Source organism: Streptomyces venezuelae (genome assembly GCF_008642335.1).
GTDB lineage: Bacteria > Actinomycetota > Actinomycetes > Streptomycetales > Streptomycetaceae > Streptomyces > Streptomyces venezuelae_F.
On the sequence record NZ_CP029191.1, the window covers coordinates 1,525,236 to 1,548,889 of the forward strand.

Sequence of the window (23,654 nt, forward strand, 5' to 3'; positions counted from 1 at the left end):
GGAGTGGGGGGAAAGATCCGCCGCGGAGCGGCGGTTCAGTCCCGGGGACCACCCGCGGTCAGCGTCCGCCGAACAGCGAACGCCGCAACCGGCGCAGCGGCGCGAAGAGCGAGACGCGGCTCACTCGGGCACCCCTGCTGCTGCGGGCGTGCGCGGCGTCACGTGAGGTCAGCTCACGCATCAGCAGCGTCGCCTCGTGCGCCTCGCGCTGCGGGACGGCGGGACCGCCCAGCACCGAGAGGTGACGATCGAGACGCGAACTGCTCGCGCTGCTGCCACAAGTGATCGCAGGGACACGCGCCCTGCTGCGCACTGTTATCTGTTCCATGTCACTCCCCACCCGTACGAGGGCACCCGGCCCAGGGCAGGTTAACCCTATCGCCCCATCGGTACACGCGTGTATCCCGGTCACAGGATTCACCTACCCCGCAAGGAGGTTGACGATTACTCTCCGAATCCAACTGATTCCAGGGCGAGTTGGACAAAGGGTTCGACAGTGGGTCGGAGGGCGTCCGATCGCCCCGCGGGAGCGGGTGGAGAGCGGTCGGCCGATACGTTTCGGCGGATCGGGACGTGGGCTATCTCACGTGCGGATTCCGCCCCCTCACGGCGCGCCGACGATGACGGACACGGGGAGCGGGGACCGGTCCGGGCACGCACAGCTGCCGGGGCCCTCCCGGAGCGTTCGGCGTACGGCAGCCCGCCCCCGTTCCCGCAGGGCGGGCGGCGCCGGGGCGGAGGCCGCGCACGCCAGGCGTACGGCGGGCCGCCCGCCCCCTCGGCCCCCTTCGCCCTCCTCACCGGGCCGCCTCACAGGACGGTCTCCAGGCAGGCCCGCAGCCTCAGCAGCCCGTCACGCATCCGGGTCTTGACCGTGCCGAGCGGCACGGACAGGCGCCGGGCCACCTCGCGGTAGGTGCAGCCGTCGTAGTACGCGAGCACGACCGCCTGGCGCTGCAGGTCGGTGAGGCTGCCGAGGCAGCCGCGCACCCACTCGCGCTCCAGACCCGCCTCGACCGCCTCGGCGACCTGGTCGAAGGCGGGGCCCTCGCCGCGCCGCGCCGCCCGCGCCTCCCGCTCGGTCGCGGCCCGCACGCTGCGCACCCGGTCCACTGCCCTGCGATGCGCGAGCGTGAGGATCCACGGCAGGGCGCGGCCGCGCGCCGGGTCGAACCGGGGAGCGGAACGCCAGAGTTCGACGAGCACTTCCTGGGTCACCTCCTCGGACTGCGCGTGGTCGCGCAGGACTCTGCGCACCAGGCCGAACACCTGCCCCGACACCAGGCCGTACAGCTCCTCGAACGCCTCCTGGTCCCCTGTCGCGACCCTCGGCAGCAGTTCGTCCGCTTCCATCCGTTCCCCCGTCCCCCGACGTCCGGCGGCCGCTCGTGCGGCTGCCCGGCATTCGGCGCGGGGGCCGCGGCGGATGGAAATCCGCGCCAATCCGCCTGTGCGGCAGCCCCGAATGGGCTGTGTCAGTCGGCCCGTGCGCACCAGTCGGCCGGGTCGGATCGAGTGCATCGGACACGCAAGGACGGATGCGATGACAGCACATGCCAGGAGCCGGCAGGGGCGTCGCGGCCTCGCCGCGCTGGTCTGCGGCGCACTCGCCGCCGGGGGGCTCGCAGCCGCCGGGGTGAGTGCGCTGGAGCCCGGCTCCGCGCGGGCCTCCAGTCACCGGGAGGCCCCGCTGATCTCGGGTCAGCCGCAGTACGACAACACGGACGTGTACGCGTTCGTGAGCCCGGACAAGCCGGACACCACGACCCTCGTGGCGAACTGGACCCCGTTCGAGGAGCCCGCGGGCGGGCCCAACTTCTATCCCTTCCCCGAGGACGCCCAGTACGACATCCACATCGACAGCGACGGCGACGCGCAGGGCGATCTGGTCTACCGCTGGACGTTCGACAGCAAGGTCAAGAACGGCAACACCTTCCTGTACAACACCGGCCAGGTGACGAGCCTCGACGACCCCGACCTCAACTTCACGCAGACGTACGACATCGACCTGCTGAAGCTGAAGGACCAGAAGGTCGTCTCCACGAAGAAGCTCGCGAACAACCTGCCGGTCGCGCCGTCGCGGGTGGGCGACGCCTCGATGCCCGACTACAAGAAGCTCCGCGACCAGGCGGTGCGGAAGGTCGCGGGCGGCGGCACGTCGTACGTCGGGCAGGCCGACGACCCGTTCTTCCTCGATCTGCAGGTGTTCGACTCGCTGTACGGCGGCGACCTCTCGCAGGTCGGCGACGACACCCTCAAGGGGTACAGCGTGAACTCGGTCGCGCTGCAGGTCCCGACCGCCGAGATACGCCAGTCGGAGAAGCAGCCGACGGTCGGCGTCTGGTCGACGACCCAGCGCAAGAACGCCAAGGGCGACTACACGCAGGTGTCGCGGCTCGGCAACCCGCTGGTCAACGAGCTCGTGGTGCCGTTGCGCGACAAGGACAAGTTCAACGCGTCCTCGCCGTGGAACGACGCGGACTTCCTGCAGTACGTGCAGAAGCCCGAGCTGGCGAGGCTCCTGGAGAAGGTCTACGGCATCAAGGCGGCGCCCGAGCCCAGGAAGGACCTGGTCTCCGTCTTCCTGACCGGCGTGAAGGACCTCAACCAGCCGCCGAACGTGCGTCCGGCGGAGGCGCTGCGGCTCAACACCTCCATCAAGCCGTCGGACGACCCGAAGCGGCTCGGCGTCCTCGACGGGGACACCGCGGGATTCCCGAACGGGCGGCGGCTCGCCGACGACGTCGTCGACATCGAGCTGCAGGCCGTCGCGGGTGAACTCGTGGGCAACAAGAACGACCTGGGCGACGCGGTCGACACGAACGACATGGCGTTCGGCAAGACGTTCCCGTACCTGGCACTGCCCACGTCCCCGACGCACGCGCCGGCGACCAAGGGCGGCGGCGACAACACCTCGATGCGCGGCGCGCTCGGGGGCGGGGCGAAGGTCCAGGGCCCGTCGGCGTCCGACGGGTCCGGCGGATCCGACGCGGTGCTGATCGCCTCCGCGGCGGCCGGGGCCGCGGGTGTCCTCCTCGTCGGGCTCGGGCTCGCGTGGTGGCGGGCGCGGAGGCGGGGTGTCGGCGGGGTCCTCTGAGCCCCTCCGAGGCCCTTCGGGGTCTCCTTGCCCACTCCTCCCTCCCTGAACGGGCGCGGTCCGCACCTGATCCCCCCGCGGACCGCGCCTCCTCCCTCTCCCGCTTCTCCCGCTTCTTTCGCTTCTCCCGAACGATTGGTTCTCTCCATGGCACGCATGTCCGTACGGAGCGCCGTGGCCGCCGTCGCGCTGGCCCTCGCGCTCACCTCGGGCGCCGTCATCGTCAGCGGCGGTGGCGGCGACAGCGACGACGGGGCGGGGCGGTCGACGCCCGTCGCGGTCGGGCCCGCGGCGCCGCTCGACGGTTTGCGCGGCGGCGACCTGGACCGGGGCGTGGAGGCGCTCAGGACCCGGCTGCGCGATCAGCCGAAGGACTTCAAGTCCTGGGCCACGCTCGGCACGGCCTACGTCGAACAGGCCCGCACCCGCGGCGACCCGGCCCTCTACCGCGCGGCCGACCGCGCCCTGGACCGCTCGCTGGAGCTGCGGCCCCGTTACGACGCGGCGCTCGCGGGGCGCGCCGCCGTCGCCGCCGCCCGGCACGACTTCCGCGGCGCGCTGCGCCACGCCGAGGCCGCCCTCGCCGAGAACCCGTACGGCGAACGGGCCCTGGCCACCCGCATCGACGCCCTCGTCGAACTCGGGCGCTACGGCGCGGCGTCCCGGGCGGCCGACGAGGCGGACGCTCGGCGCCCCGGCATCCCCGTCTTCACGCGGTACGCGTACGTACGCGAGCTGCGCGGCGACACGGCGACCGCGCGGCGCGTCCTGGAGCGGGCGCTCGACGGGGCGACCGCACGCGGCGATGTCGCGTACGTGGCGACCGCCCTCGGGCAACTGGCCTGGCGGCAGGGCGAGTACAAGACCGCGCTGCGCCGCTGCGGGGCCGCGCTGCGGGCGGATTCCACGTACCTGCCCGCCCTGGAGTGCCGGGCCAGGGCGCGGGCGGCACGGGGCGGAAGGGCCGCGGCGGTGGCCGGGCTGCGCGATGTCGTCGGACGGCAGCCGCTGCCCGGTCCTGTCGTCGCGCTCGGCGAGCTGTACGAGGCGAAGGGCGACCTGGCGCGGGCCCGTGAGCAGTACCGGCTCGTGGACGTGTGGGCCGCGCTGGCCCGGGCCAACGGAGTCGACCCCGACCTGGACACGGCTCTCGCGGAGGCCGACCACGGGGACAGGGCGGAGGCGCTGCGGGCGGCGCGCGCCGAGTGGGGACGGCGCAGGACCGTCCACACGGCGGACGCGCTGGGGTGGGCGCTGCACGTGAACGGGCGGGACGAGGAGGCGCTGCCGTACGCGCGGCGCGCGACGGCCACGGGGTTCAAGGAGGCGGCGTTCCGCTACCACCGCGGGATGATCGAACGGGCCGTGGGCGACAAGGAGGCGGCGCGCGGGTCGCTGGCGTCGGCCTTGAAGCTGAACCCCGGTTTCTCGCCGGTGGGTGCGCGCGAGGCGCGGGAGGCGTTGCGGTCGCTCGGGGGTGACGCGTCGTGAGGCGCCGGAAGCTGTGGGCGTGCTGGGCCTGCCTCGTGCTCGGGGTGATCGTCGCGCTCGGCGGGCTCGGCGGCACCGCGCACGCGCATCCGCTGGGCAACTTCACCGTCAGCCGGTACGACGGACTCGTCGCCGGGCCGGGTCGCCTCACGGTCGACCACGTGGAGGACCTCGCCGAGATCCCCGCCGCGCAGGCCGCCCCGCGCATCCGTGAGGTCGGCCGCGCCCGCTGGGCCGGGCAGCGCTGCCGGGCCGCCGCCGACGACGCCCGTGTCACCGTGGCCGGACGGGACGCGGAGCTGACCGTGGGCGCCGCGCGGGCGCTCGACCGGCCGGGGCAGGCGGGGCTCGACACGCTCCGCGTCGAATGCGCCTTCACCGCTCCGCTGCCACGGAAGGACGGAGTGACCGTCGAATTCCGCAGCGGCACGCGGGACGGCACCGGCTGGCGCGAGATCACCGCACGCGGCGACCGGATGACCCTCGCCCGCTCCGACGTGCCGGAGACGTCCGCGTCGGTACGGCTCACCCGCTATCCGAAGCAGCGGCGCTCCGCCCCGCCCGACACCGCGTCCGCGTCGCTGCGGATCACACCGGGCGGCCCCGCCCTCGCGGACACCCGCCCCGGGGAGAGCGAGAGCGGCGTGACCTCCGTGCTGCCCCGTGGCGCCGACCGCTGGGCGCAGGCCCTCACCGGTCTCGTCGGCCGGCACGCACTCACCCCGGCCTTCGCGGCGCTCGCCCTCGGCACCGCCGTGCTCCTCGGCGCCCTGCACGCGCTCGCGCCGGGCCACGGCAAGACCCTCATGGCCGCCACCGCCGCCGCCCGCGGCCGTGCCTCCGTGCGGGACGTGCTGCCGCTCGCCGCGTCCGTGACCGTCACGCACACCCTGGGCGTGCTCGCCCTCGGGCTGCTGGTGAGCGGGGGCTCCGCCGCGGCCCCGTCGGTGGTCGCCTGGCTCGGCGTGGTCAGCGGGCTGCTCGTCACGGGCGCGGGGGTGCTGCTCGTGCGCAGGGCGTGGCTGCGACGGCGCGGGACGGACCACGAGCACACACATGACCACGGTCATACGCACGACCACGGCCATCACCACCACGCCCACGGCCACCACCACGCGCACAGCCATCGCCACTCCCCCGGCACCGGCCTGCGCGGCACGCTGTTCCTCGGTTTCGCCGGGGGGCTCGTGCCGAGTCCGTCCGCCGTCGTCGTGCTGGTCGGCGCCGCCGCGCTCGGGGAGGCGTGGTTCGGGCTGCTGCTCGTGGCGGCGTACGGGGTGGGGCTCGCGGCCACGCTGACGGCCGCCGGGTTCCTCGTCGTGCGCGTGGGGTCGTTCGCGGGGCGGCGCGTGGGCCCGGAGTGGGTGCGCCGGGGCACGCGGCGGTTCCTCCCGCTCGGTTCGGCCTGCGTGGTTCTCGCCCTTGGGTGCGGATTGGTGTTCAAGGGGGCTGCAACAGCGCTCGGTTGAGCTACTTTTGTGGAGAATCGCACCGCTGCGGATGGGGGGCGCCCGTGAGCCGGCCAGAGCGCGTGATCGCCGGACGGTACCGCCTCCTTGCCCCGTTGGGCGAGGGCGGCATGGGCACCGTGTGGCGTGCCAGGGACGAGGTGCTCGGCCGCGAGGTGGCCGTCAAGGAAGTGCGCGCCCCCGCCGGGCTCCCGGCGCCCGACGTGGACCGCCTGTACGCGCGCCTGGAGCGGGAGGCCTGGGCCGCGGCCCGCATCCCGCACCGGAACGTGGTGACGGTCTACGACGTCGCGAGCGAGCACGGCCGCCCCTGGATCGTCATGGAGCTGGTGCGCGGCCTGTCCCTCTCCGACGTGCTGGAGGCCGAGGGCGCGCTCACCCCGCAGCGGACCGCCGAGATCGGCGCCGAGGTCCTCGGCGCCCTGCGCGCCGCGCACGACGCCGGTGTCCTGCACCGCGACGTGAAGCCCGGCAACGTACTGATCGCGAACGACGGCCGTGTCGTCCTGACGGACTTCGGGATCGCGCTGGTCGAGGGGAGTTCGGCGCTGACGATGACCGGCGAGGTCGTCGGATCGCCCGAATTCCTCGCGCCGGAGCGGGCGTTGGGGCAGCGGCCGGGGCCCGCGTCCGACCTGTGGTCGCTCGGCGTGCTGCTGTACGCCGCGGTGGAGGGCAGCTCGCCGTTCCGTCAGGACACGCCGTTGAGCACGTTGCGTGCGGTGGTGGACGAGGAGTTGCCGCCCGCCCGCCGTGCCGGTCCTCTCGCGTCGGTCATCGAGGGGCTGCTCCGGAAGAACCCGGACGAGCGGATGTCCGCCGCCGAGGCCGAGCGCGATCTGCGGATCGTGGCCGGGGGCGGCACCCCCCGCACGGAGGCGGCGTTCCCCTACATGCCGACGACGACGGCCGAGGCGACGCCGCCCGCGCCCTACCCGGCTCCGCCGCCGGGTCCTGCCACGGTGGTCGGCACCCCGGCGGACGAACCGCACAAGGACCGCCGGGCGAGGGTCGCCCTGATCGCGGGTCTCGTCGCGCTGGCGCTGGCGCTGGGCGGCATCACGTACGCCCTGGTCGGCCGGGACGACGGCGGCGGGGGCGGCGGCTCCGAGGGGAGCCAGAACAACGGCGCGGGGACGAACGGGTCCACGGGCGGCAAGGACGGGGGCGGGTCGGGCGGGTCCACGGGCGGGAAGGACGACGGCGGCTCCACGGGCGGCGGCAGCGGAGGCGACGGCGGGAGCAGCGGGGGCGGCGGCGACAACGGCGGGAGCACCGGAAACAACGGCAATGGCGGCAGCAGCGGCGGCAGCGGTGGCAGCACCAAACCGCCCGCCCAGAGCGTGAAGGTGCACGTCGTGGGTGCCCACACGCAGTACGACGGCGCATGCCCGCCGGCGGCCGGTCAGGCGCCGTCGTTCACCGCGACGTTCACGGTGGGGCGCGTCCCCACCACGGTCGAGTACCGCTGGGTCACGACGTCCGGCGAGTCCGGCGACCCGGGCTGGAAGACGCTGTCCTTCTCGTCGGGCGGCGGGAAGACCCGGCAGGTGAACCACGTGGAGACCGCGTACGACGAGGGCGGCGGGACGTATGAGAACTCCGTCCACGTCCAGGTGCGCAAGCCGGTGTCGGCGACGTCGAACTCGGTCGCGTACATGGTGACGTGCGAGGAGGAGACCCCGACGGGCGGGGCCTCCTACACGCCGAACGGGTAGCGGGAGCCGGCGGGGGTCAGGCCGCGGCGGTGAACACCGGGAGGTAGCCACCGGACTGACCGGCGGCGGTGGGGTGGTAGGACTCGCCGATGTTGGTCCAGTTCACGCTGTGCAGCCAGGGGCTGCCCGAGCAGATCTCGTGCCCGGAGAAGGCCGACGTGACGTTGCCGAAAGCGAAGCCGTGGTCGGCGGCGCGCTTGGCGGTGGCCGTGTTGAGGTAGTCGGATGCGTCGTTGATGGCGGCCCGCTCGCGCTCGGAGAGGCCGGCGATACAGCTGCCGTTCAGCTTGTAGAAGCGGGGGTAACCGAGCACGACGACGCGGGCGGAGGGCGCCTTCGCGCTGATCGCGTCGTACACCTTGTCGAGGTTGCCGGGGAGCGTGGAGTCCACGTACTGACGGGCCTTGTCGACGCGGGCGATGCAGTTGCTCTCGGACTGCAGGACGCACGTGGTCATGACGTCGGCGAAGCCCGCGTCGTTGCCGCCGATGGAGATCGAGACGAGTCCGGTGCCGCTGCCGAGCGGGCCCAGCTGGTTCGCCAGAACATCACCCGTACGAGCACCCGAGCACGCCGTGAAGTTGAAGCTGGAGGGTGAGTGGGCGGCGGCCCAGAGCGCCGGATAGGCGCGGGTGCTGCGCTTGCAGTTGCCGCTTCCGCCGTCGTAGCTGCCCGCGCCGACACCCGAGGAGTAGGAGTCGCCGAGGGCCACGTAACCGGTGGCTGCGGCCTTCTGGTCGGCCGCCTGGTCCGCGTGGGCCGCTGCCGCGCCGGTGAGCGCGAAGGCGGCCGCAAGGAGGAGCGAGGACATGTATGCCGTGATTCTGGACAATTTCATGGAACCTCCCTTAGCAGGGTTTCTGCCTCGACCGTGGTAGCACCGCTCCCCCGGCCGCCGATAGTGTCCATGTCAATGAATTCCTCAACAATTCCCTTTCCCACGTGGGAAGTTCATCTACCGCGCAGGGGGGTGGCAGGGAACATCTGCACACAGCCTCCGCATCTTGACGGGCCGCCGCGGACTGCGCGACATTGAGGCCCGGCATCCGGTGCGTCGGGGGGCAAAGTCACCAATGCAGACCATCAGGATCAAGGCCCTGACAGCAGACACGGGGCAACAGACCGGACAGGGCTCGGCGAAGGACCCACAGCTGGCGAAGGACCTGCTGCCGCTGCTCGCCGGGGCGGCCGTCGCCGTGGGCGGCGTCGGCGCGGCGCTCGCGCTCGTCGACCTGAGCTCACCGCTGCGCGCCCCCTTCACCCTCTTCTTCCTGCTCGCCGCGCCGGGCGCCGCGATCGGCGCCGCGCTGGGCGCCCTCACACCGTGGGGCCGGGCCGTGGTCTCCGTCGCCGGGGCGATGGCCCTCGACCTGCTCGTCGCCCAGACGATGCTGGCGCTGCACGCGTGGTCGGTGCGGGGCGGGGTCGCCACGGTCGCGGCGCTCAGCTCGCTCATCCTCCTGCTGACCGCGGGACAGCGGCTGCGCCACCGCACGGCGACGCGGCGGACCTCCTGACGTGGACATCACCGTGCACCGTGCCGGTGAACTCACCGCGGCCGACCGGGCGGCGTGGACCGCGCTGCAGTCCAAGGCGCACCTCGACGGCGCGCCCGAGCTCGGCAACCCCTTCCTCTCCCCCGAATTCGCACTCGCGATCGGGCACGAGCGGCGCGGCGTGCGGATCGCCGTCGTGCGCGAGGAGGGCGAGCGGGCCGCGTTCCTGCCCTTCCAGCGCTCCGTCACCGGTGTCGGCCGCGCCATCGGCCTCGGCGTCTCGGACTGCCAGGGCCTGGTCCACCGGCCGGGTCTCGACTGGGACGCGCGTGACCTGCTGCGGGCCTGCGGCCTCTCGGTGTGGGAGTTCGACCACCTGGTGGGCGGGCAGGCACCGTTCGAGGCGAGCGCGTCCGGCTCCTTCCCGTCCCCCGTCATGGACGTCGACCGGGGCTATGCGGCCTATCTGAGCCAACTTCGCACGTGCGCACCGAAGTTCACTCGCACCACACTGGCCAAGGAGCGCAGGCTCGGCCGCGACCACGGTCCGGTGCGCTATGTGCACGACGAGCGCGACCCCGCGGTCCTGACGACGCTGATGGGCTGGAAGTCCGCGCAGTACCGCAGGACCGGCCGCAGCGACCGCTTCGCCCATCCGTGGATCGCCCACCTGGTGCGCCGGCTCTTCCACACCCGCTCCGACTCGTTCGCCGGAGTCCTCTCGGTCCTCTACGCCGGGGACGCGCCGGTCGCCGCGCACTTCGGGCTGCGCTCCGAACGGATCCTCGCCTGCTGGTTTCCCGCGTACGACCCGGCGTTCGCCAAGTACTCGCCCGGCCTGGTCCTGCATCTGCGGATGGCCGAGGCCGCGGCGGCCGACGGCATCGCGTATCTCGATCTCGGGCGCGGCCAGAAGGCGTACAAGGACTCCCTCAAGACCCGTGATCTCACCGTCTCCGAGGGATGGGTGGCGCTCCGGCACCCGGTGGCGTTCGGACACCTCGCGCGGCGCGCACCGGTCAGGGCGGTGCGGAACACTGTGCAATCACGACCGGAATTCTTCGAACCGGCCGACAAACTGCTCAAGCGGCTGGGGAGAATTCGATCTAGCGGCGGGGAATTTCGATCTAGGGGCCAGGAATAAGGCAGTCCGAATGTGATCGCACAGATTACTCAAATCATGTGAAACGTGGGACCACGTTCCAGGTCTTGCCATACAGTCTCAATCATCAATACCGTCGTACATCCACCCGCAACGGTCCATCACGCAATGCGATCCGGGGGAGGGCTCAGGATCGCGGTGGCACCCGAGCGGGGCGCGGTAGGGGGGTGCCGTGCTCGGTGACCGCTCTTCGGCCGAGTCACGTCCCGCGCAATGCCAGCTCACTCGGCATGCACGGAGATCCATTTCGGCATGCTCAGGTGTGAACCCCCCTTTCGAACCGGATCAATTGCCGGACCGCCCGGGGGCGGGCGGTCCACCGGACGAGAGGGACCACCGGACTCATGAGTTCGTTTGTGCGCCCGGCAGATGCCGGACAAGACCCGTTGAAAGAGATCTCGGGAAACTACCGTCCGATCTCGACGCATTTGGCGATCACGCCGCCGGTCAGTGTGGTCATACCCGCCATGAACGAAGCGGAGAATCTTCCGTACGTCTTCAAGACGCTGCCCGACTGGATCCATGAGGTCGTCCTCGTGGACGGCAACTCCACCGACGACACGGTGGCCGTGGCCCGCGACCTGTGGCCGGACGTCAAGGTCGTCCGCCAGCTCGGCAAGGGCAAGGGCGACGCGCTCATCACCGGCTTCGCCGCGTGCACGGGCGACATCATCGTGATGGTCGACGCGGACGGCTCGGCCGACGGCCAGGAGATCGTCTCCTACGTCTCCGCCCTCGTCTCGGGCGCCGACTTCGCCAAGGGCTCCCGCTTCGCCAACGGCGGCGGCACGGACGACATGACGCCGATCCGCAAGCTCGGCAACCACGTCCTGTGCTCCGTCGTGAACACCAAGTTCGGGGCCCGCTACACCGACCTGTGCTACGGCTACAACGCCTTCTGGCGGCACTGCCTCGACAAGATCGAGCTCGACTGCACCGGCTTCGAGGTCGAGACCCTGATGAACATCCGGGTCGTCAAGGCGGGGCTGAAGGTCCAGGAGATACCGAGCCACGAGTACCTGCGGATCCACGGCGCCAGCAACCTCAGGGCCGTCCGTGACGGCATCCGCGTACTGAAGGTGATCCTCTCGGAGCGCTCCAACCGCGACAGACGCGGCGGGCGGCGCAAGGCCGCCCGCGCCCTGCCCCTCCCGTCGGGGCGGGGAGAAACGTCTTGAGCACGGAGACCGGCGCCGGGTTCTCCGTCGTCATCTGCGTGTACACGGAGGACCGCTGGGAGGACATCCTCGCGGCGGTCTCCTCCGTCCGCGCGCAGTCGCTGACGGCCCGCGAGACGCTCCTCGTGGTCGACCACAACCCCACGCTCCTGGCACGGCTCACCACGGAGTACGCGGCCACCGCGGGCGTGCGGGTACTCGCCAACGCGGGCCCGCGCGGCCTCTCGGCGGGACGCAACACCGGGATCGCCGCGGCCCGCGGCGACCTCATCGCCTTCCTCGACGACGACGCCGTCGCCGAACGGGACTGGCTGCGGTACTTCGCCGAGGGGTTCGACGACCCGCGGGTCCTCGCCGTCGGCGGCCGCACCCTGCCCGCCTGGGAGTCCGGCGGGCGGCCCGCCTGGTTCCCCGAGGAGTTCGACTGGGTCGTCGGCTGTACGTACAAGGGGCTCCCCCGCGGCCGGGTGCGGGTGCGCAACGTCCTCGGCGGCAACGCCTCGTTCCGGCGCGCCGCGTTCGACGCGGCGGGCGGCTTCGCCACGGGCATCGGACGGGACGGCGACAAGCGTCCGCTGGGCTGCGAGGAGACGGAGTTCTGCATCCGCCTCACCCATGCCGTCCCGGACGCGGTCCTGCTCATCGACGACCGCTCGGTGATCCACCACCGGGTGCCCGCCGCCCGGGAACGGTTCGGCTACTTCCGTACGAGGACGTACGCGGAAGGCCTCTCCAAGGCGCTCGTCGCCCGCAGCGTCGGCGCGGCGAAGGGCCTCGAGTCCGAGCGCCGTTACACCACGCGCGTGCTGCCCTCCGGCGTCGGCCGCGGCCTGCGCGACGCCCTGCTCGGGCGGCCCGGCGGTGCGGGCCGGGCGGGGGCCATCGTGGCGGGAGTGCTCGCCGCGACGGGAGGGTACGTACTCGGGAGCGTCCGCGCGCGCAGGGGAGGCGCGGCGTTCTCGGCAGCGCCGGTCGGCGACACCGACGGGCGTGCCGGGGGCGTGCGGAGCACGGGTGGCGAGGGGGCTGCCGCATGAGCACGGAGACCGTGCCGATCCTGATGTACCACTCCGTGGCGCGCGTGCCGAGCGCGGCGACCCACGCGCTTTCGGTGTCGCCCGACGCGTTCGCGCGCCAGATGGAGGTGCTCGGCGAGCAGGGGTTCACCCCGCTCACGACCGCCCAGCTGGCCGCCGTCTGGCGGTCGCCGGGGAAGGCGCTGCCCGAGCGGCCCGTCCTGATCACCTTCGACGACGGCTACGAGGGCGTGCACCGGTACGCGCTGCCCGTCCTCGCCAAGCACGGTTTCGCGTCGACCCTGTTCGTCTCCACCGGCTGGCTGCGCGGCGAGTACGACACCGGCGGCGGCCTCGACCGCATGCTCGACTGGGACCAGGTCCGCGAACTCGCCGCCGACGGCGCGGAGATCGGCGGGCACAGCCACACGCACCCCGAGCTCGACCAGCTGGACGAGGGCGCGCTCCGGTACGAACTGCGGCGCTGCCGCGACATCGTCGCCGACCAGCTGGGCACACGACCCGTTTCGTTCGCGTACCCCTACGGCTACTCCAGCCGGCGGGTCCGTGAGCGGGTCCGCGAGACGGGGTTCCGGCAGGCGCTCGCCGTCGGCAACGGCCTGGCCCGCCGCGCCCAGGGGCCGTACGCCCTGCGGCGCGTCACCGTGCGTCGCGCCACCGGGGCCGACGAGTTCGAGCGTCTGGTGACAGGACGCGCGCTCGGCCGCGCCTTCGCCAAGGACCGCGCCCTGACCAAGGGGTACGCCCTGGTCCGCAGAGCCCGACAGATCCGCCGGAAGGCAATCGGTTCCCGTGTCTGACACGACCACGGCCCATACCGGCGTCTCCGGACCCGGTTCCGGGGACTCCGGGAAGCGGACGCCGGCCGGTACGTCCGGCGGGCGCCGCGGAATGCGCCTGCCCGGCCGCGGCGGCGGCAACAGCCCGCTGTTCCGCAACGCGTACGCGCTGATGCTCAACACCGGCATCTCCGGCGTGCTCGGCGTCGGCTTCTGGCTCGCGGCCGCCCGCTACTACTCGGAGTCGGCGGTCGGCCAGGGATCGGCGGCGATCGCGGCCATGAAGCTCCTCGCGGGGCTCACCGCCGTGACGCTGACGGGCGCCCTCGCACGGTTCATCCCCATCGCCGGGCGCGCCACGGGCAGGCTCATCTTCCGGACGTACGCGGGCAGTTCCGTGGCGGTGGCGCTCGCCGCCGCCGTCTTCCTCCTCACGCTCGACCTGTGGGGGCCCTCGTACCGCTTCCTGGACGGGCCCGTCCACGGCATCGGGTTCATCCTCGCCGTCGTGGCCTGGTCGGTCCTGACGCTGCAGGACGGTGTCCTGACCGGGTTGCGCAGCGCGCTCTGGGTGCCCGTCGGCAACACCGTCTTCTCCGTCGCCAAGCTGGGCCTGCTCATCGCGATCGCCGCGGCGATCCCCACCGCCGGGGTCTTCGTCTCCTGGGTCGCCTCGATCCTCGTGTCGGTGATCCCGCTCGGCTGGCTGGTCTTCCGGCGGCTGGTGCCGCGCCACGTGAAGGCCACGGACGGGAAGGCGCGTCCGCCGACGCTGCGCGAGATCGGCCGCTTCCTGGCCGGCGACTACACCGGCTCGCTCTTCTCGCTCGCCGTGGTCTACCTCGTCCCGGTCATCGTCGCCTCGCAGGTCAGCTCGGTCGACAACGCGTACTTCTACATCACCACCACCATCGGCGGCACCGTCAACCTCCTCGCCATCAACATGGGCGCCTCCCTGACCGTGGAGGGCGCGCACGATCCGGCGCTGCTCGCCGCCAACACCCGCGCGGCGCTGCGCCGCATGGCGACGATCATGCTGCCGGTCTGCGGGATCCTCTTCCTCGCGGCGCCGCTGATCCTGCGCATGTTCGGCCAGGGGTACGCGGACGCGGCCACTCCCCTGCTGCGCTGGTTCGCGGTGGGCGCGCTGCTGCGCGTCGTCATGGAGACGTACTTCGCGGTGCAGCGCGCGCAGAGCAGGACCTCCGGGATCGCCTGGCTGCAGGGCCTGCTGTGCGTCCTGGTGCTCGGCCTCACGCTGCTCCTGCTGCCGCGCATGGGGCTGACCGGCGCGGGCATCGCGGAGATCTCCAGCCTCGCCGTGATCGTGGCCGTCGCGGCGCCGAAGCTGTACCGCGTGGTGCGGGCCGCGCCCGCGGCGAAGGCGGAACGCGCCGCACCCGACGGGGACCTGGCCGACCTGGGGACGCCGGACGCGCCCACGGTGCGGATGCGGGTGCGCGAGTCGCTCGACTCGCCGACCCTCCAGCTCGCCGTGCAGCTCGACTTCGACCACCAGGAGCGGCGGCCGGACGTGCGGCCGGGTCCTGGCACGCCTGCCGCTGACACATCTGCCCGCACGGGGCCCGCGGCGCGGAGCGAGGGGGACGACATGGAGCACCGGCCGACCTGGGCACTGAGATCCCCTGCCGGACCCGAGACCGCGGAGCCCGTGGAGCCGGTCGAGCCGGTCGAGGCCGTGGAGCCGGTGGAGCTCGCCGAGCCCGTGGAGCCTGCGGAACCCGTCCGGCCCAAGGCGCCGGAGGCGCCCGAGGCACCCGCCGAGCCCGAGGCGCCCGCCGAACCCGAGGACCAGCCCACCCCCCGCCACAACGTCCTCATCATGGCGATGCTCCTCACCGCCGCGCTCGTCCTCTATTGGCTGCCGACCCTCCGCCTCGGCGAGCAGGACCTGGACGGCATGGGCGGGCTCGGGCTCATCTCCGTGCTGCCCACGCCGACACTGATCGGCGCCGCCCTCCTCGTCGTCGTGTTCACCGCGCTGCTCTGGATGGACCGGCCGGTCAAGAGCCTCCTCCTGGTCACCCTGCTCGCGACCGTGGTGTCCTTGCACGCGCTGCCCGCCGTCATCGAGACCGAACCGCGGTTCGCCACGGCCTGGCAGCACCTGGGGTTCCTGGAGTACATCGACAGGACCGGCACCGCCGTGCCCGACCTGGACGCGCGCTGGAGCTGGCCCGGGTTCTTCGCCGCGGCCGCCTTCGTCGCGAAGGCGTGCGGCGTCTCGGACCTGACCGAGGTGATCCGCTGGTGGCCGACGGCCGTCCAACTCCTCTACCTGGCGCCGATGTTCCTGCTCGTGCGCTCCATGCGGGCGTCCTGGCGCGCCAAGTGGACGGGCCTGTGGATCTTCGTCCTGAGCGGCTGGGTGGGGCAGGACTACTTCTCGCCGCAGGGCTTCACCTTCCTGCTCTACATCGCCTTCGTCGCCGTCCTGATGGTGTGGTTCCGTGCGCCGCGCATGCTGTGGGCCAAGCGGCGGCCCGGCGAGACCGAGGTCGAGCCGGCGGGCCGCAAGGAGCGCGCCGTGCTGCTCCTGGTCCTCATGGGCCTCTTCGCCGCGACGGTCCCCGCCCACCAGCTCACGCCCTTCGTGATGCTCGGCGTCCTCACCGTCCTCGTCCTGGTCGGCCGGTCCGAGCTGCGCGGGCTGCCGATCCTGTTCGGCGTGCTCGTCGCCGTCTGGCTCGGCTTCCTCGCCGAACCGTACTGGTCGGGCCATTTCGACGAGCTGTTCGGCGGGGTCGGCGGCGTCGGCGGCAATGTGTCGTCATCGGTCTCCGGGCGCATCGAGGGCGGCAGTTCGACCCATCAGCTGGTGCTGTACGTGCGGGTGGCGATGGCGGGCGCCGTGCTGGCGTTCGCGTGCTGGGGCTGGTGGCGGCGGCACTTCTGCAAGTACAGCGAGCGCTCGCTGCTCGTCCTGACCTTCGTGCCGTTCCTGGGCTTCGGCATGCAGTCGTACGGCGGCGAGATGGCCCTGCGCGTCTTCATGTTCGCGCTGCCGGGCGCCGCCCTGCTCGCCGGACTCGCGCTGTTCCCGCGCGCGGGCATCACCCCGGACGAGCGCGACCGCGACCGGGTGAGCCTCGCGCCGCTGGCCGCGCTGCTGGCCGGGCTCGTCCTGATGGGCGGATTCCTGGTGGCCCGCTGGGGCAACGAGCCCTTCGAGCGCATCCGGCCCGGCGAGGTCGCGGCGATGGAGTACGTGTACGCGCACGACCACCCGACGGCTCGGCTGCTGTGGATGAGCGACGACCCGGTCGAGAACGTCACCCCGTCGATGCCGTGGGGCGCCCGCGACATGGAGAGGATGGAGTACGTCCCCACGCTCGCGCCCGCCGACCCGGTCCTGGTGTCGGGCCTGGTGAAGGCGCTCAAGGACGCGGGCCCCAACTCGTATCTGATGGTCAACCGGAGCCAGACGACCTATCTGCAACTGGACGCCGGCTACGCGAAGTCCTGGGAACCGCGGCTGCTCCGCAACCTGAACGACCGCGAGGACCTCAGGAAGGTCTACTCCAACGCCGACGCGACCCTCTACACCCTGAGCGAGCGGCCGGACGGCGGGGCCGCGCAGCCCGACCCCGGTCCCGCGGGGCCCAAGGTGACGTGGACGCCGTGGTCGGTCGTGGGCGGGCTCGCCGCGGTGGCGCTCATCCTGCTGCTCGGGGCGCGCGAGCTGGTGCGGGTCGCGGCGGCGCCGAGCGTGCGGCAGCAGCGGTGGCTGCAGGGCAGCTTCTGGTTCTCGCTGCCGCTGCTCGCGGTGCTGCTCGCCTCGCTGATCCAGCGGTTCGTGACGATGGCGTGATCCATGACGACGGCATAATTCGTGACGGTGGCGTAAGAGGGTTACCTCTTCAGCCACTTCACCTCGTACCCCGCCAGGTCGAGGCGCCGTCCGTCGACCTTCGCGCTGGTCCGCCGGTCGAGGGTGTTGACCACGAGGACGGCCTTGTCGTCGGCGAGGACGCGGACGTGCGGCCGGTCGGCGGCGGCGACGGACACCTTCTCGTACGTCGTGCCGGGCCCGAACTCCTCGCCGAACCGCCCGATGAGCCCGAGCATCGGCAGCCCGGTCCCTCCGTCGGGCAGCTCGGTCGAGGTCCAGAGGCAGCCCGCGCATTTCTTGCCGCGTTTCTGCGGGTTCCAGTAGAAGCCGCTCGTGGCGCCGCCGCGGACCATCGCCATCAGACCGGTCGCCTGGACGGCGACGCGGTGCGCCTCGGACCAGTCGTCGCGGTTGTCCTGGCTGTCGCCCGGCTCCACGTAGTACTCGGCCCACCACAGCGGCAGGTCGCCGGTCCGCTCCCGCAGCCACTTGCCGACGTCCGTGAACTTCTGGGTGGCCCCGAACTCGTCGGGGAGCAGTTCGTCGTCCGCGGTGTAGCTGGAGCCGTCGACGACGACGAAGTCGGCGCCCGCCTTGTTCTTGTTCCAGTGGTCGAAGGCGTCGAGGATCCGCTGGTCCATGCGGCCCCAGGGGCCCTTCGGCTCCTTGGCGACGCCGTGGGTCTGGCGCGGGTCGACGCTGTTCATCACCAGGTAGGGGCCGCCGACCATGATGTCCTCGTCGACCTTCTTGAGCTCTCGGTAGACGAGGTTGTAGAGCTCGGTGTACCCCTCGTAGTCCCAGCGGCCCCGCTCGTCGTTCCAGAAGCCCTTGAACTCGTTCCAGACGACGAAGTGCCGCACGTCGGGGTAGCGCTTCGCGACGGTCGCGGCGAGCTTCGCGAAGTCCTTGTAGTGCGCGCGCTCGGGGGCGGTCTCAAGGGAGCGCCGGCTCCAGTCCGTGTTGTCGGCGCCGGGCTCGCCGCCCTTCATCCAGTCGGGCGCGCAGCACAGCGTGACGACGGGGGTGCCCTCGCTCGCCCGGACGAAATCCATCCGGCGGTCCATGGCCGAGAAGTCGTAACGCCCCTTCACCGGCTCGGGGTTGCCCGCGCCCCAGCCCATGATGTGCTGGATCTGCGGGACGGACCCGAGGTCCGCGAGCTCGGTGCGGACGCGCTCGACGGCCTTGTCGCCGCCCTCGTCCGCGCTGTACTGGGTGTGGGTGAAGCCCCAGCCCACCTGCGGCTCGGCCGCGCCGGGCGGGACGACGGGCGTGCCGTGCACCTTGTCCCCGTCCGGGGTGGTGCCCGCGGTGCTGCCCCGGTCGCCGGGCACCGTGTTGACCAGCGTGATCACCAGGGCCAGTGCGGTCAGACCGACGCCGAGGAGAGCGGTGAGACGCCACCGCCGTGCGGTCGAATTCCACTCATGTCGTCCCATCGTCGGCCAGGCTAGCGGGGCCGGTCGGCGGCGGAACAGGTTCCGGACGCGGGCGCACGGCGGAAAACGGGTGCACAACGGCGCACACGTGCCGGATCATGTCGGCATGCCCGCGAACCCGCAGGACGCCCTGCCGATCCGGCTCACCGTCGACGACAGCGACTCCCCCACGGATGTCGTGGACGCCCTCTTCCTCGGCCGCTTCGCCACCGGCGAGCAGCCCTTCTCGCACAGCGCCAACATCGACCGCGTCAAGTCCGGTTCCACGCTGCTGCCGCCCGGCGCGAAGGTGCTGCGCGCCGCCCGCGACGACGACCGCAGCGCCACGCTCGCCGAGGGCGACGGCTGGACGCTGCTGGTCTCGCGCTGGAACCGCGGCGCGGACGTCACGGTGACGGCGACCACGGCCGAACTCGCCGAGACGGTCCTCGGGCAGGCCACGGACGGCGCGCAGGACGAGCCGGAACCCCAGCCGGAGAACGTGACGATGGGCTTCTGGTACGTCTCGCCGCGGCGCGGCCCGCACCGCACCACCCGCCAGATCTCGGCCGGCACGTGGGACGAGGTGCGGGCCAACTACACGGCGCCGGTCGCCGACGCCATGGACACGCTGATGAAGACGACCCCCGAGGACATCTCGGGGCGTCTGCTGCTGCTCCACGGGCCGCCGGGCACCGGCAAGACGTCGGCGCTGCGGACGCTCGCGCGCTCGTGGCGCGACTGGTGCCAGGTGGACTGCGTGCTTGACCCGGAGCGCCTGTTCAGCGACGTCGGCTACCTCATGGACATCGCGATCGGCGAGGACGACGGGACGGCGAAGGGCCGCTGGCGGCTGCTGCTCCTGGAGGACTGCGACGAACTGATCCGTGGCGAGGCCAAGCACACGGCGGGCCAGGCCCTGTCGCGGCTGCTCAACCTGACGGACGGCCTGCTCGGCCAGGGCAGGAACGTTCTGGTGGGCGTCACGACCAACGAGGACCTGGAGCGCCTGCACCCCGCGGTGGTCCGCCCCGGCCGCTGCCTGGCCCGCGTCGAGGTGGGACCGCTGACCCGCCCCGAGGCGGTGGAGTGGCTCGGCACGGAGGAGGGTGTGCCCCGCGAGGGGGCGACCCTCGCGGAGCTGTTCGCCCTGCGCAGGGGGACGTCGCCGACGTCGGTGCCGGGGCAGCGGGAGGGAGCGGACGCGGGGCTGTACCTGTAGACGCGCGTGGGCTCTACGGTCTCTACCCGGAGTTCCCGTACGCCGCGCGCAGCGCGTCCCGCACCGCCGCGAGTGCGGCGTCCTCCGTGAGGCCGATCCTGCGGGCCCGCTCGGCGTATGCCTGCGCCTCGGCCGACGCGGCCCGTGCGGCCGCGTCCCCCGCCGCCGCGACGAACGTTCCGTTGCGCCCCCGGGTCTCGATGACCCCGTCGGCCTCCAGCGCCCGGTAGGCCTTGGCCACCGTGTTCGGGGCGAGTCCGAGGGATTCGGCGAGCCCGCGCACGGTGGGCAGCTTGTAGCCGGCGGGCAGCGCTCCGGACCTGGCCTGTTCGGCGATCCGGGCGCGCACCTGCTCGTACGGCGCGTCGCTCGCGCCCCCATCGATGTCGATCTTCAGCGTCACGGGGTGATTGTCCCGCACGGCGGCGGAAAACGAGGGGTGGAGCACCCCGCGAAAAATGAGGAGCGACACAGCGCCGCCCGCCCGTACCGTGCCGCGCATGACAGTGATCGTCCGAGCCCTCGACGACGACGGGCCGACCACCGCCGCGGACGACGCGGGTTTCGCCGCCGTGCGCCGGGCCTGTGTGCCCGCCATGCTCGCGACGCCCGCGTCGGTCGCCTTCGACCGCGCCCACGCCCATCCGGACGCCGGTTACCGGCAGTTGATCGCGGAGTCCGGGGGCGAGGTCATCGGCACGGCGCAGGTCGGCGTCGCCCACGACAGCCCCGAGCCGGGCCAGGGCTTCGCCAACATCTACGTACATCCCGAGCGGCTCGGCCTGGGCGCGGGGACGCTGCTCCTGCGCACGGCGGAGGAGTATCTCGCCGACGCGGGCGTGCGGGACGTCTACTCATGGGTCCTCGACGGGCCCGCCAACCTCGCCTTCGCCGCCCGCCATGGCTACCGGTCGCGGCGCAGCGCGCACTTCCTCCGCCTCGACCTGGCGCAGGGCACGCTGCCGCTCCGCAGCGAGCCTCCGGCCGGGGTCGAGCTGGTGCCGGGCTCGGTGTTCGCGGACGACGCGCGCCCGCTCTTCGCGCTGGACGCGGAGACGGTGGCGGACGAACCGAGCGATGTGGGCGCCGAGTTCACGGACTACGAGCACTGGCTCGCCGAGACCTGGCGCCACCCGTTGATCAGCCAGGAGCTCACCACGGTGGCCCTCGTCGACGGGCGTCCGGCCGCGTTCAGCCTGGCCCGCACGGACGGCGCGGGGCGCTACGCGTCCAACATGACCGGCACCGCGCGTGCCCACCGCGGCCGCGGCCTGGCCAAGCTCGCCAAGAACGACTCTCTGCACCGGGCCCGCGCGGCGGGCTGCACGGAGGCGTTCACGGGCAACGACGCGGGGAACGAGCCGATGCTGGCGATCAACAAGTGGTTCGGTTACGAGATCTGCGCGACGGAGGTCCGCCATGTCCGCACCCTCGGCTGACGGCGTGGAGGTCGCGCTCGTCAAGGCGGGCCGTACGAAGATCCGTTACCCCGCGGCGCTGCTGCGCGACGACGGCAACCACCTGACCGTCCGGGCACCGTGGGCGGCTCCCGGGGTCCGCGACTTCGGCTTCGTGCGCTTCGAGCCGGGCGACGTCTTCGTGGAGCACTACTGGCGCGACCGCTGGTACGCGATCAAGGAGGTGTACGCCGCGGACGGCACCCTCAAGGGCTGGTACTGCGACGTGACCCGCCCCGCCGTCCGCGACGGCGCCGTCCTCACGGTCGAGGACCTGGACCTGGACCTGTGGGTCTCGGCCGACCGCGACTCGGTACTGCGCCTGGACGAGGACGAGTTCGCGGAGAGCGGCCTGGCCGCCACGGACCCGGAGGCGGCAGCCGCGGCGGTCCGCGCCCTGGACGAGCTGGAGGCACTGGCGCTGGGCGACGGGTTCGACCTGAGCTGAGACGGCCCGCCCGGCCCGAGCCAGGGTGTGGGCTATTCGGCGACCAGCTCCACCTCATACCCCCACGCGTCCTCCAGGTACGCCGCGTACCGGCCCTCGCCGCCCGCGTGCGGGTGGCGGTCCGCGAAGAGGAGGGACCAGCCGTGGTCGGGTGCGGCGGTCACGAGCCGGTCGAGCTCGGCCCGGCCCGACACGTGGAACGCCAGGTGGTTGAGGCCGGGGCGGTGCCGGTCGTGGCCGCCGGGCCGCAGGTCCGGGGAGCGTTCGAGGACGACGTACGTCTCGTCGCGCCGCCAGCTCCTGCCGTGGCCCCAGCTCTGGAACGGCACATGGCCCAGCGCGCCGAGCAGCCACCCCCACGGACCTTCGGCCGCCGTCAGATCGGGCACTCACAGCTCCACGTGGTGGATCCCGCCCGTCCGCGTCACGGGGGCAAGGGATTCCGGCGCCGTGGTGCGTCCGCCCTCATAGCCCACGGCTTCTCCGTCGGACTGCCAGTGCACGAGGAACCGCTCGCCCGCGCGCCAGGCGGCCAGGCCCGCCCTGCAGTACGCCACCATGTCGTGCGGCAGCGCGGACAGGGGATGCCAGACGAGCTCGGCGCACTTGTCCGGCTCGGCGTTCACCGGTTCGCCGCCCGCGCCGTGCTCCGCCGAGAAGAACCAGCCGGTGCGCGGCGCCCCGCCGGGGCCGCGGTGCTGGACGACCGCCTCCATGCGCAGGTCGGCGGGGTCGAGGTCGAGCCCGATCTCCTCGCGCGCCTCCCGGATCATGGCCGCGCGGACGTCCTCGCCGTCCTCCACATGGCCGGAGGGCAGGTGCAGGAGGCCGTCCCCGTACCCCGTACCGGCGCGGCGGGCGAGCAGCACGTCGGCGCCGCGGCGCAGGATCAGGTGGACGTCGACGACCTCGGTGTGCCGGGCCGGGGCGTCCGGCACCACGCCCACCAGCGCGTACCGCTCGTCGTCGACGCGTCTGCCCCACAGCCGGGCGTCCCCCGAGAGCCGCTCGGAGTGGATCCGGGCGACGAGCGGGGTGAGGGCTTCGACCAGGCGGGACAGGGGAAGCCCGGACGGGCTCACGGTCCCCCACACGCCCTCGACGAGGATCAGTCGCCCGCCGGGCCGCAGCAGGCCGCGCCAGTGCCGCAGGGTCGCCTCGGGGTCCGGGAAGGTCCACAGGACGTGGCGGGCCAGCACGACGTCGAACCGCCGTCCCTGGACGGGCGGCCGGTCCGCGTCGCCGACCAGCACCTCGGCGTCCCGGCCCGCCAGCTTCTCGCGGGCGAGGTCCACCATGTCCGGCGACAGGTCGACGCCCGTGATCCGGTGCCCCTCCTCGGCGGCGAGCAGGGCGAGGCTGCCGGTGCCGCAGCCCAGGTCGAGGACGTCGCCGGGGGTGTCCGGCAGCCAGTCCCGCAGCCGGTCCGCCCAGGCCGCGCGCACCGTGTCGTCGCGCAGACCGTGGTCCGGTTCGTCGTCGAAGGTGGCCGCCGCGGCATCCCAATCGATGGGCCCCGGCACCTCGTTGCTCGTCATGCCCCGATGGTCGCAGCTGCCACTGACATTCGGCCCTCGATCAGAAAGCGGGCGCCAAGAGGTCTACGACAGGCCTTGGATGGACATCGGTAAGTCAGGAAGCAGAAGGCAGGGAGGCCGCGATGCGCCGAGTGACCACGCACAAACCCGCCGCCAAGACCGTCAGCCGTCAGGTGCGGGAGCGTCAGGAGGCGGAGTCCCGGCCGCAGGAGAGGCCCGAGGTCCGCAAGGACGTCCAGCGGACGTGGTGGCCGGACGGCTGAGATGCCGCGGGTGCCGCCCGGTCGT

Annotated in this window: 19 protein-coding genes and 1 pseudogene; 14 read left to right on the forward strand and 6 right to left on the reverse strand. The window is 72.7% G+C overall.

Annotated features, from left to right (window positions below):
* Window positions 1-58: 58 nt before the first annotated feature.
* Together DEJ49_RS06735 and sigK are read right to left on the reverse strand one after the other, a co-directional pair.
* Window positions 59-328, reverse strand: coding sequence for a hypothetical protein (locus DEJ49_RS06735; RefSeq protein WP_150166078.1), 270 nt, complete (start codon window positions 326-328; stop codon window positions 59-61).
* Window positions 329-810: 482 nt separating this feature from the next.
* The gene (sigK, locus tag DEJ49_RS06745) at window positions 811-1,434 is read right to left on the reverse strand and encodes an ECF RNA polymerase sigma factor SigK (protein WP_411757226.1); all 624 of its coding nucleotides are present in this window, start codon (window positions 1,432-1,434) and stop codon (window positions 811-813) included.
* Window positions 1,435-1,543: 109 nt separating this feature from the next.
* Here sigK and DEJ49_RS06750 point away from each other — a divergent pair, with 109 nt between their 5' ends.
* From DEJ49_RS06750 to DEJ49_RS06765, 4 genes are all read left to right on the forward strand, one after another.
* Entirely contained in the window at window positions 1,544-3,097 is a 1,554-nt protein-coding gene (locus DEJ49_RS06750) for a DUF4331 domain-containing protein (RefSeq protein WP_150183265.1), read from the forward strand.
* Between the two features lie 156 nt (window positions 3,098-3,253).
* The gene (locus tag DEJ49_RS06755) at window positions 3,254-4,588 is read left to right on the forward strand and encodes a tetratricopeptide repeat protein (protein ID WP_223832748.1); all 1,335 of its coding nucleotides are present in this window, start codon (window positions 3,254-3,256) and stop codon (window positions 4,586-4,588) included.
* Entirely contained in the window at window positions 4,585-6,057 is a 1,473-nt protein-coding gene (locus tag DEJ49_RS06760) for a nickel transporter (protein ID WP_411757140.1), read from the forward strand. The genes DEJ49_RS06755 and DEJ49_RS06760 overlap by 4 nt, the downstream gene beginning before the upstream one ends.
* A gap of 110 nt (window positions 6,058-6,167) precedes the next feature.
* A complete protein-coding gene (locus tag DEJ49_RS06765) occupies window positions 6,168-7,775 on the forward strand; it encodes a serine/threonine-protein kinase (RefSeq protein WP_411757227.1) in 1,608 nt (535 codons plus the stop codon).
* A gap of 16 nt (window positions 7,776-7,791) precedes the next feature.
* On the opposite strand, the gene DEJ49_RS06770 is transcribed toward DEJ49_RS06765, so the two are convergent.
* Entirely contained in the window at window positions 7,792-8,613 is an 822-nt protein-coding gene (locus DEJ49_RS06770) for an SGNH/GDSL hydrolase family protein (protein ID WP_150183271.1), read from the reverse strand.
* Window positions 8,614-8,848: 235 nt separating this feature from the next.
* Here DEJ49_RS06770 and DEJ49_RS06775 point away from each other — a divergent pair, with 235 nt between their 5' ends.
* The 6 genes from DEJ49_RS06775 to DEJ49_RS06800 all read left to right on the forward strand — a co-directional run bounded on the left by DEJ49_RS06775 (window position 8,849) and on the right by DEJ49_RS06800 (window position 17,259).
* A complete protein-coding gene (locus DEJ49_RS06775; protein WP_223832749.1) occupies window positions 8,849-9,292 on the forward strand; it encodes a hypothetical protein in 444 nt (147 codons plus the stop codon).
* A gap of 1 nt (window position 9,293) precedes the next feature.
* The gene (locus DEJ49_RS06780; protein ID WP_150183273.1) at window positions 9,294-10,415 is read left to right on the forward strand and encodes a GNAT family N-acetyltransferase; all 1,122 of its coding nucleotides are present in this window, start codon (window positions 9,294-9,296) and stop codon (window positions 10,413-10,415) included.
* 362 nt (window positions 10,416-10,777) lie between these two features.
* Entirely contained in the window at window positions 10,778-11,611 is an 834-nt protein-coding gene (locus DEJ49_RS06785; RefSeq protein WP_150183274.1) for a glycosyltransferase family 2 protein, read from the forward strand.
* A complete protein-coding gene (locus tag DEJ49_RS06790) occupies window positions 11,608-12,648 on the forward strand; it encodes a glycosyltransferase family 2 protein (RefSeq protein ID WP_150183276.1) in 1,041 nt (346 codons plus the stop codon). Before DEJ49_RS06785 ends, DEJ49_RS06790 begins: the two co-directional genes overlap by 4 nt.
* Window positions 12,645-13,448, forward strand: a complete 804-nt coding sequence (locus DEJ49_RS06795) for a polysaccharide deacetylase family protein (protein ID WP_190329282.1) — start codon at window positions 12,645-12,647, stop codon at window positions 13,446-13,448. Before DEJ49_RS06790 ends, DEJ49_RS06795 begins: the two co-directional genes overlap by 4 nt.
* The gene (locus tag DEJ49_RS06800; RefSeq protein WP_411757141.1) at window positions 13,441-17,259 is read left to right on the forward strand and encodes a lipopolysaccharide biosynthesis protein; all 3,819 of its coding nucleotides are present in this window, start codon (window positions 13,441-13,443) and stop codon (window positions 17,257-17,259) included. The genes DEJ49_RS06795 and DEJ49_RS06800 overlap by 8 nt, the downstream gene beginning before the upstream one ends.
* 41 nt (window positions 17,260-17,300) lie before the next feature.
* On the opposite strand, the gene DEJ49_RS06805 is transcribed toward DEJ49_RS06800, so the two are convergent.
* Window positions 17,301-18,722 carry a GH39 family glycosyl hydrolase gene (locus DEJ49_RS06805; RefSeq protein ID WP_150183278.1) on the reverse strand — a complete coding sequence of 474 codons (1,422 nt, stop codon included), beginning with the start codon at window positions 18,720-18,722 and terminating at the stop codon, window positions 17,301-17,303.
* A gap of 106 nt (window positions 18,723-18,828) precedes the next feature.
* Between DEJ49_RS06805 and DEJ49_RS06810 the strand changes: the two genes are divergently transcribed.
* Window positions 18,829-19,923 (forward strand): DUF5925 domain-containing protein, encoded by a 1,095-nt coding sequence (locus DEJ49_RS06810; protein ID WP_150183280.1) that lies wholly within the window; start codon window positions 18,829-18,831, stop codon window positions 19,921-19,923.
* A 22-nt stretch (window positions 19,924-19,945) separates the two neighbouring features.
* On the opposite strand, the gene DEJ49_RS06815 is transcribed toward DEJ49_RS06810, so the two are convergent.
* A complete protein-coding gene (locus tag DEJ49_RS06815) occupies window positions 19,946-20,326 on the reverse strand; it encodes a GntR family transcriptional regulator (RefSeq protein WP_190329283.1) in 381 nt (126 codons plus the stop codon).
* A gap of 97 nt (window positions 20,327-20,423) precedes the next feature.
* Between DEJ49_RS06815 and DEJ49_RS06820 the strand changes: the two genes are divergently transcribed.
* Window positions 20,424-21,362, forward strand: coding sequence for a GNAT family N-acetyltransferase (locus tag DEJ49_RS06820; protein ID WP_150183284.1), 939 nt, complete (start codon window positions 20,424-20,426; stop codon window positions 21,360-21,362).
* On the forward strand, window positions 21,343-21,828 hold the full coding sequence (locus DEJ49_RS06825) for a DUF402 domain-containing protein (protein WP_150183286.1): 486 nt from the start codon (window positions 21,343-21,345) through the stop codon (window positions 21,826-21,828). The genes DEJ49_RS06820 and DEJ49_RS06825 overlap by 20 nt, the downstream gene beginning before the upstream one ends.
* Before the next feature lie 32 nt (window positions 21,829-21,860).
* On the opposite strand, the pseudogene DEJ49_RS06835 reads toward DEJ49_RS06825, so the two are convergent.
* Window positions 21,861-23,366, reverse strand: a pseudogene (locus DEJ49_RS06835) (trifunctional class I SAM-dependent methyltransferase/NUDIX hydrolase/VOC family protein).
* 122 nt (window positions 23,367-23,488) lie between these two features.
* On the opposite strand from DEJ49_RS06835, the gene DEJ49_RS35885 reads away from it, so the two are divergent.
* Complete coding sequence (locus tag DEJ49_RS35885) at window positions 23,489-23,629, forward strand: hypothetical protein (protein WP_190329284.1); 141 nt, start codon at window positions 23,489-23,491, stop codon at window positions 23,627-23,629.
* The last annotated feature ends 25 nt before the right edge of the window (window positions 23,630-23,654 follow it).

Coding starts and splice junctions, on each gene's coding strand:
- DEJ49_RS06735 (WP_150166078.1), bottom strand. CDS start 328: ATGGAACAGATAACAGTGCGCAGCAGGGCGCGTGTCCCTGCGATCACT.
- DEJ49_RS06750 (WP_150183265.1), top strand. CDS start 1,544: ATGACAGCACATGCCAGGAGCCGGCAGGGGCGTCGCGGCCTCGCCGCG.
- DEJ49_RS06755 (WP_223832748.1), top strand. CDS start 3,254: ATGTCCGTACGGAGCGCCGTGGCCGCCGTCGCGCTGGCCCTCGCGCTC.
- DEJ49_RS06765 (WP_411757227.1), top strand. CDS start 6,168: ATGGGCACCGTGTGGCGTGCCAGGGACGAGGTGCTCGGCCGCGAGGTG.
- DEJ49_RS06770 (WP_150183271.1), bottom strand. CDS start 8,613: ATGAAATTGTCCAGAATCACGGCATACATGTCCTCGCTCCTCCTTGCG.
- DEJ49_RS06775 (WP_223832749.1), top strand. CDS start 8,849: ATGCAGACCATCAGGATCAAGGCCCTGACAGCAGACACGGGGCAACAG.
- DEJ49_RS06785 (WP_150183274.1), top strand. CDS start 10,778: ATGAGTTCGTTTGTGCGCCCGGCAGATGCCGGACAAGACCCGTTGAAA.
- DEJ49_RS06795 (WP_190329282.1), top strand. CDS start 12,645: ATGAGCACGGAGACCGTGCCGATCCTGATGTACCACTCCGTGGCGCGC.
- DEJ49_RS06805 (WP_150183278.1), bottom strand. CDS start 18,722: ATGGGACGACATGAGTGGAATTCGACCGCACGGCGGTGGCGTCTCACC.
- DEJ49_RS06810 (WP_150183280.1), top strand. CDS start 18,829: ATGCCCGCGAACCCGCAGGACGCCCTGCCGATCCGGCTCACCGTCGAC.
- DEJ49_RS06820 (WP_150183284.1), top strand. CDS start 20,424: ATGACAGTGATCGTCCGAGCCCTCGACGACGACGGGCCGACCACCGCC.
- DEJ49_RS06825 (WP_150183286.1), top strand. CDS start 21,343: ATGTCCGCACCCTCGGCTGACGGCGTGGAGGTCGCGCTCGTCAAGGCG.
- DEJ49_RS35885 (WP_190329284.1), top strand. CDS start 23,489: ATGCGCCGAGTGACCACGCACAAACCCGCCGCCAAGACCGTCAGCCGT.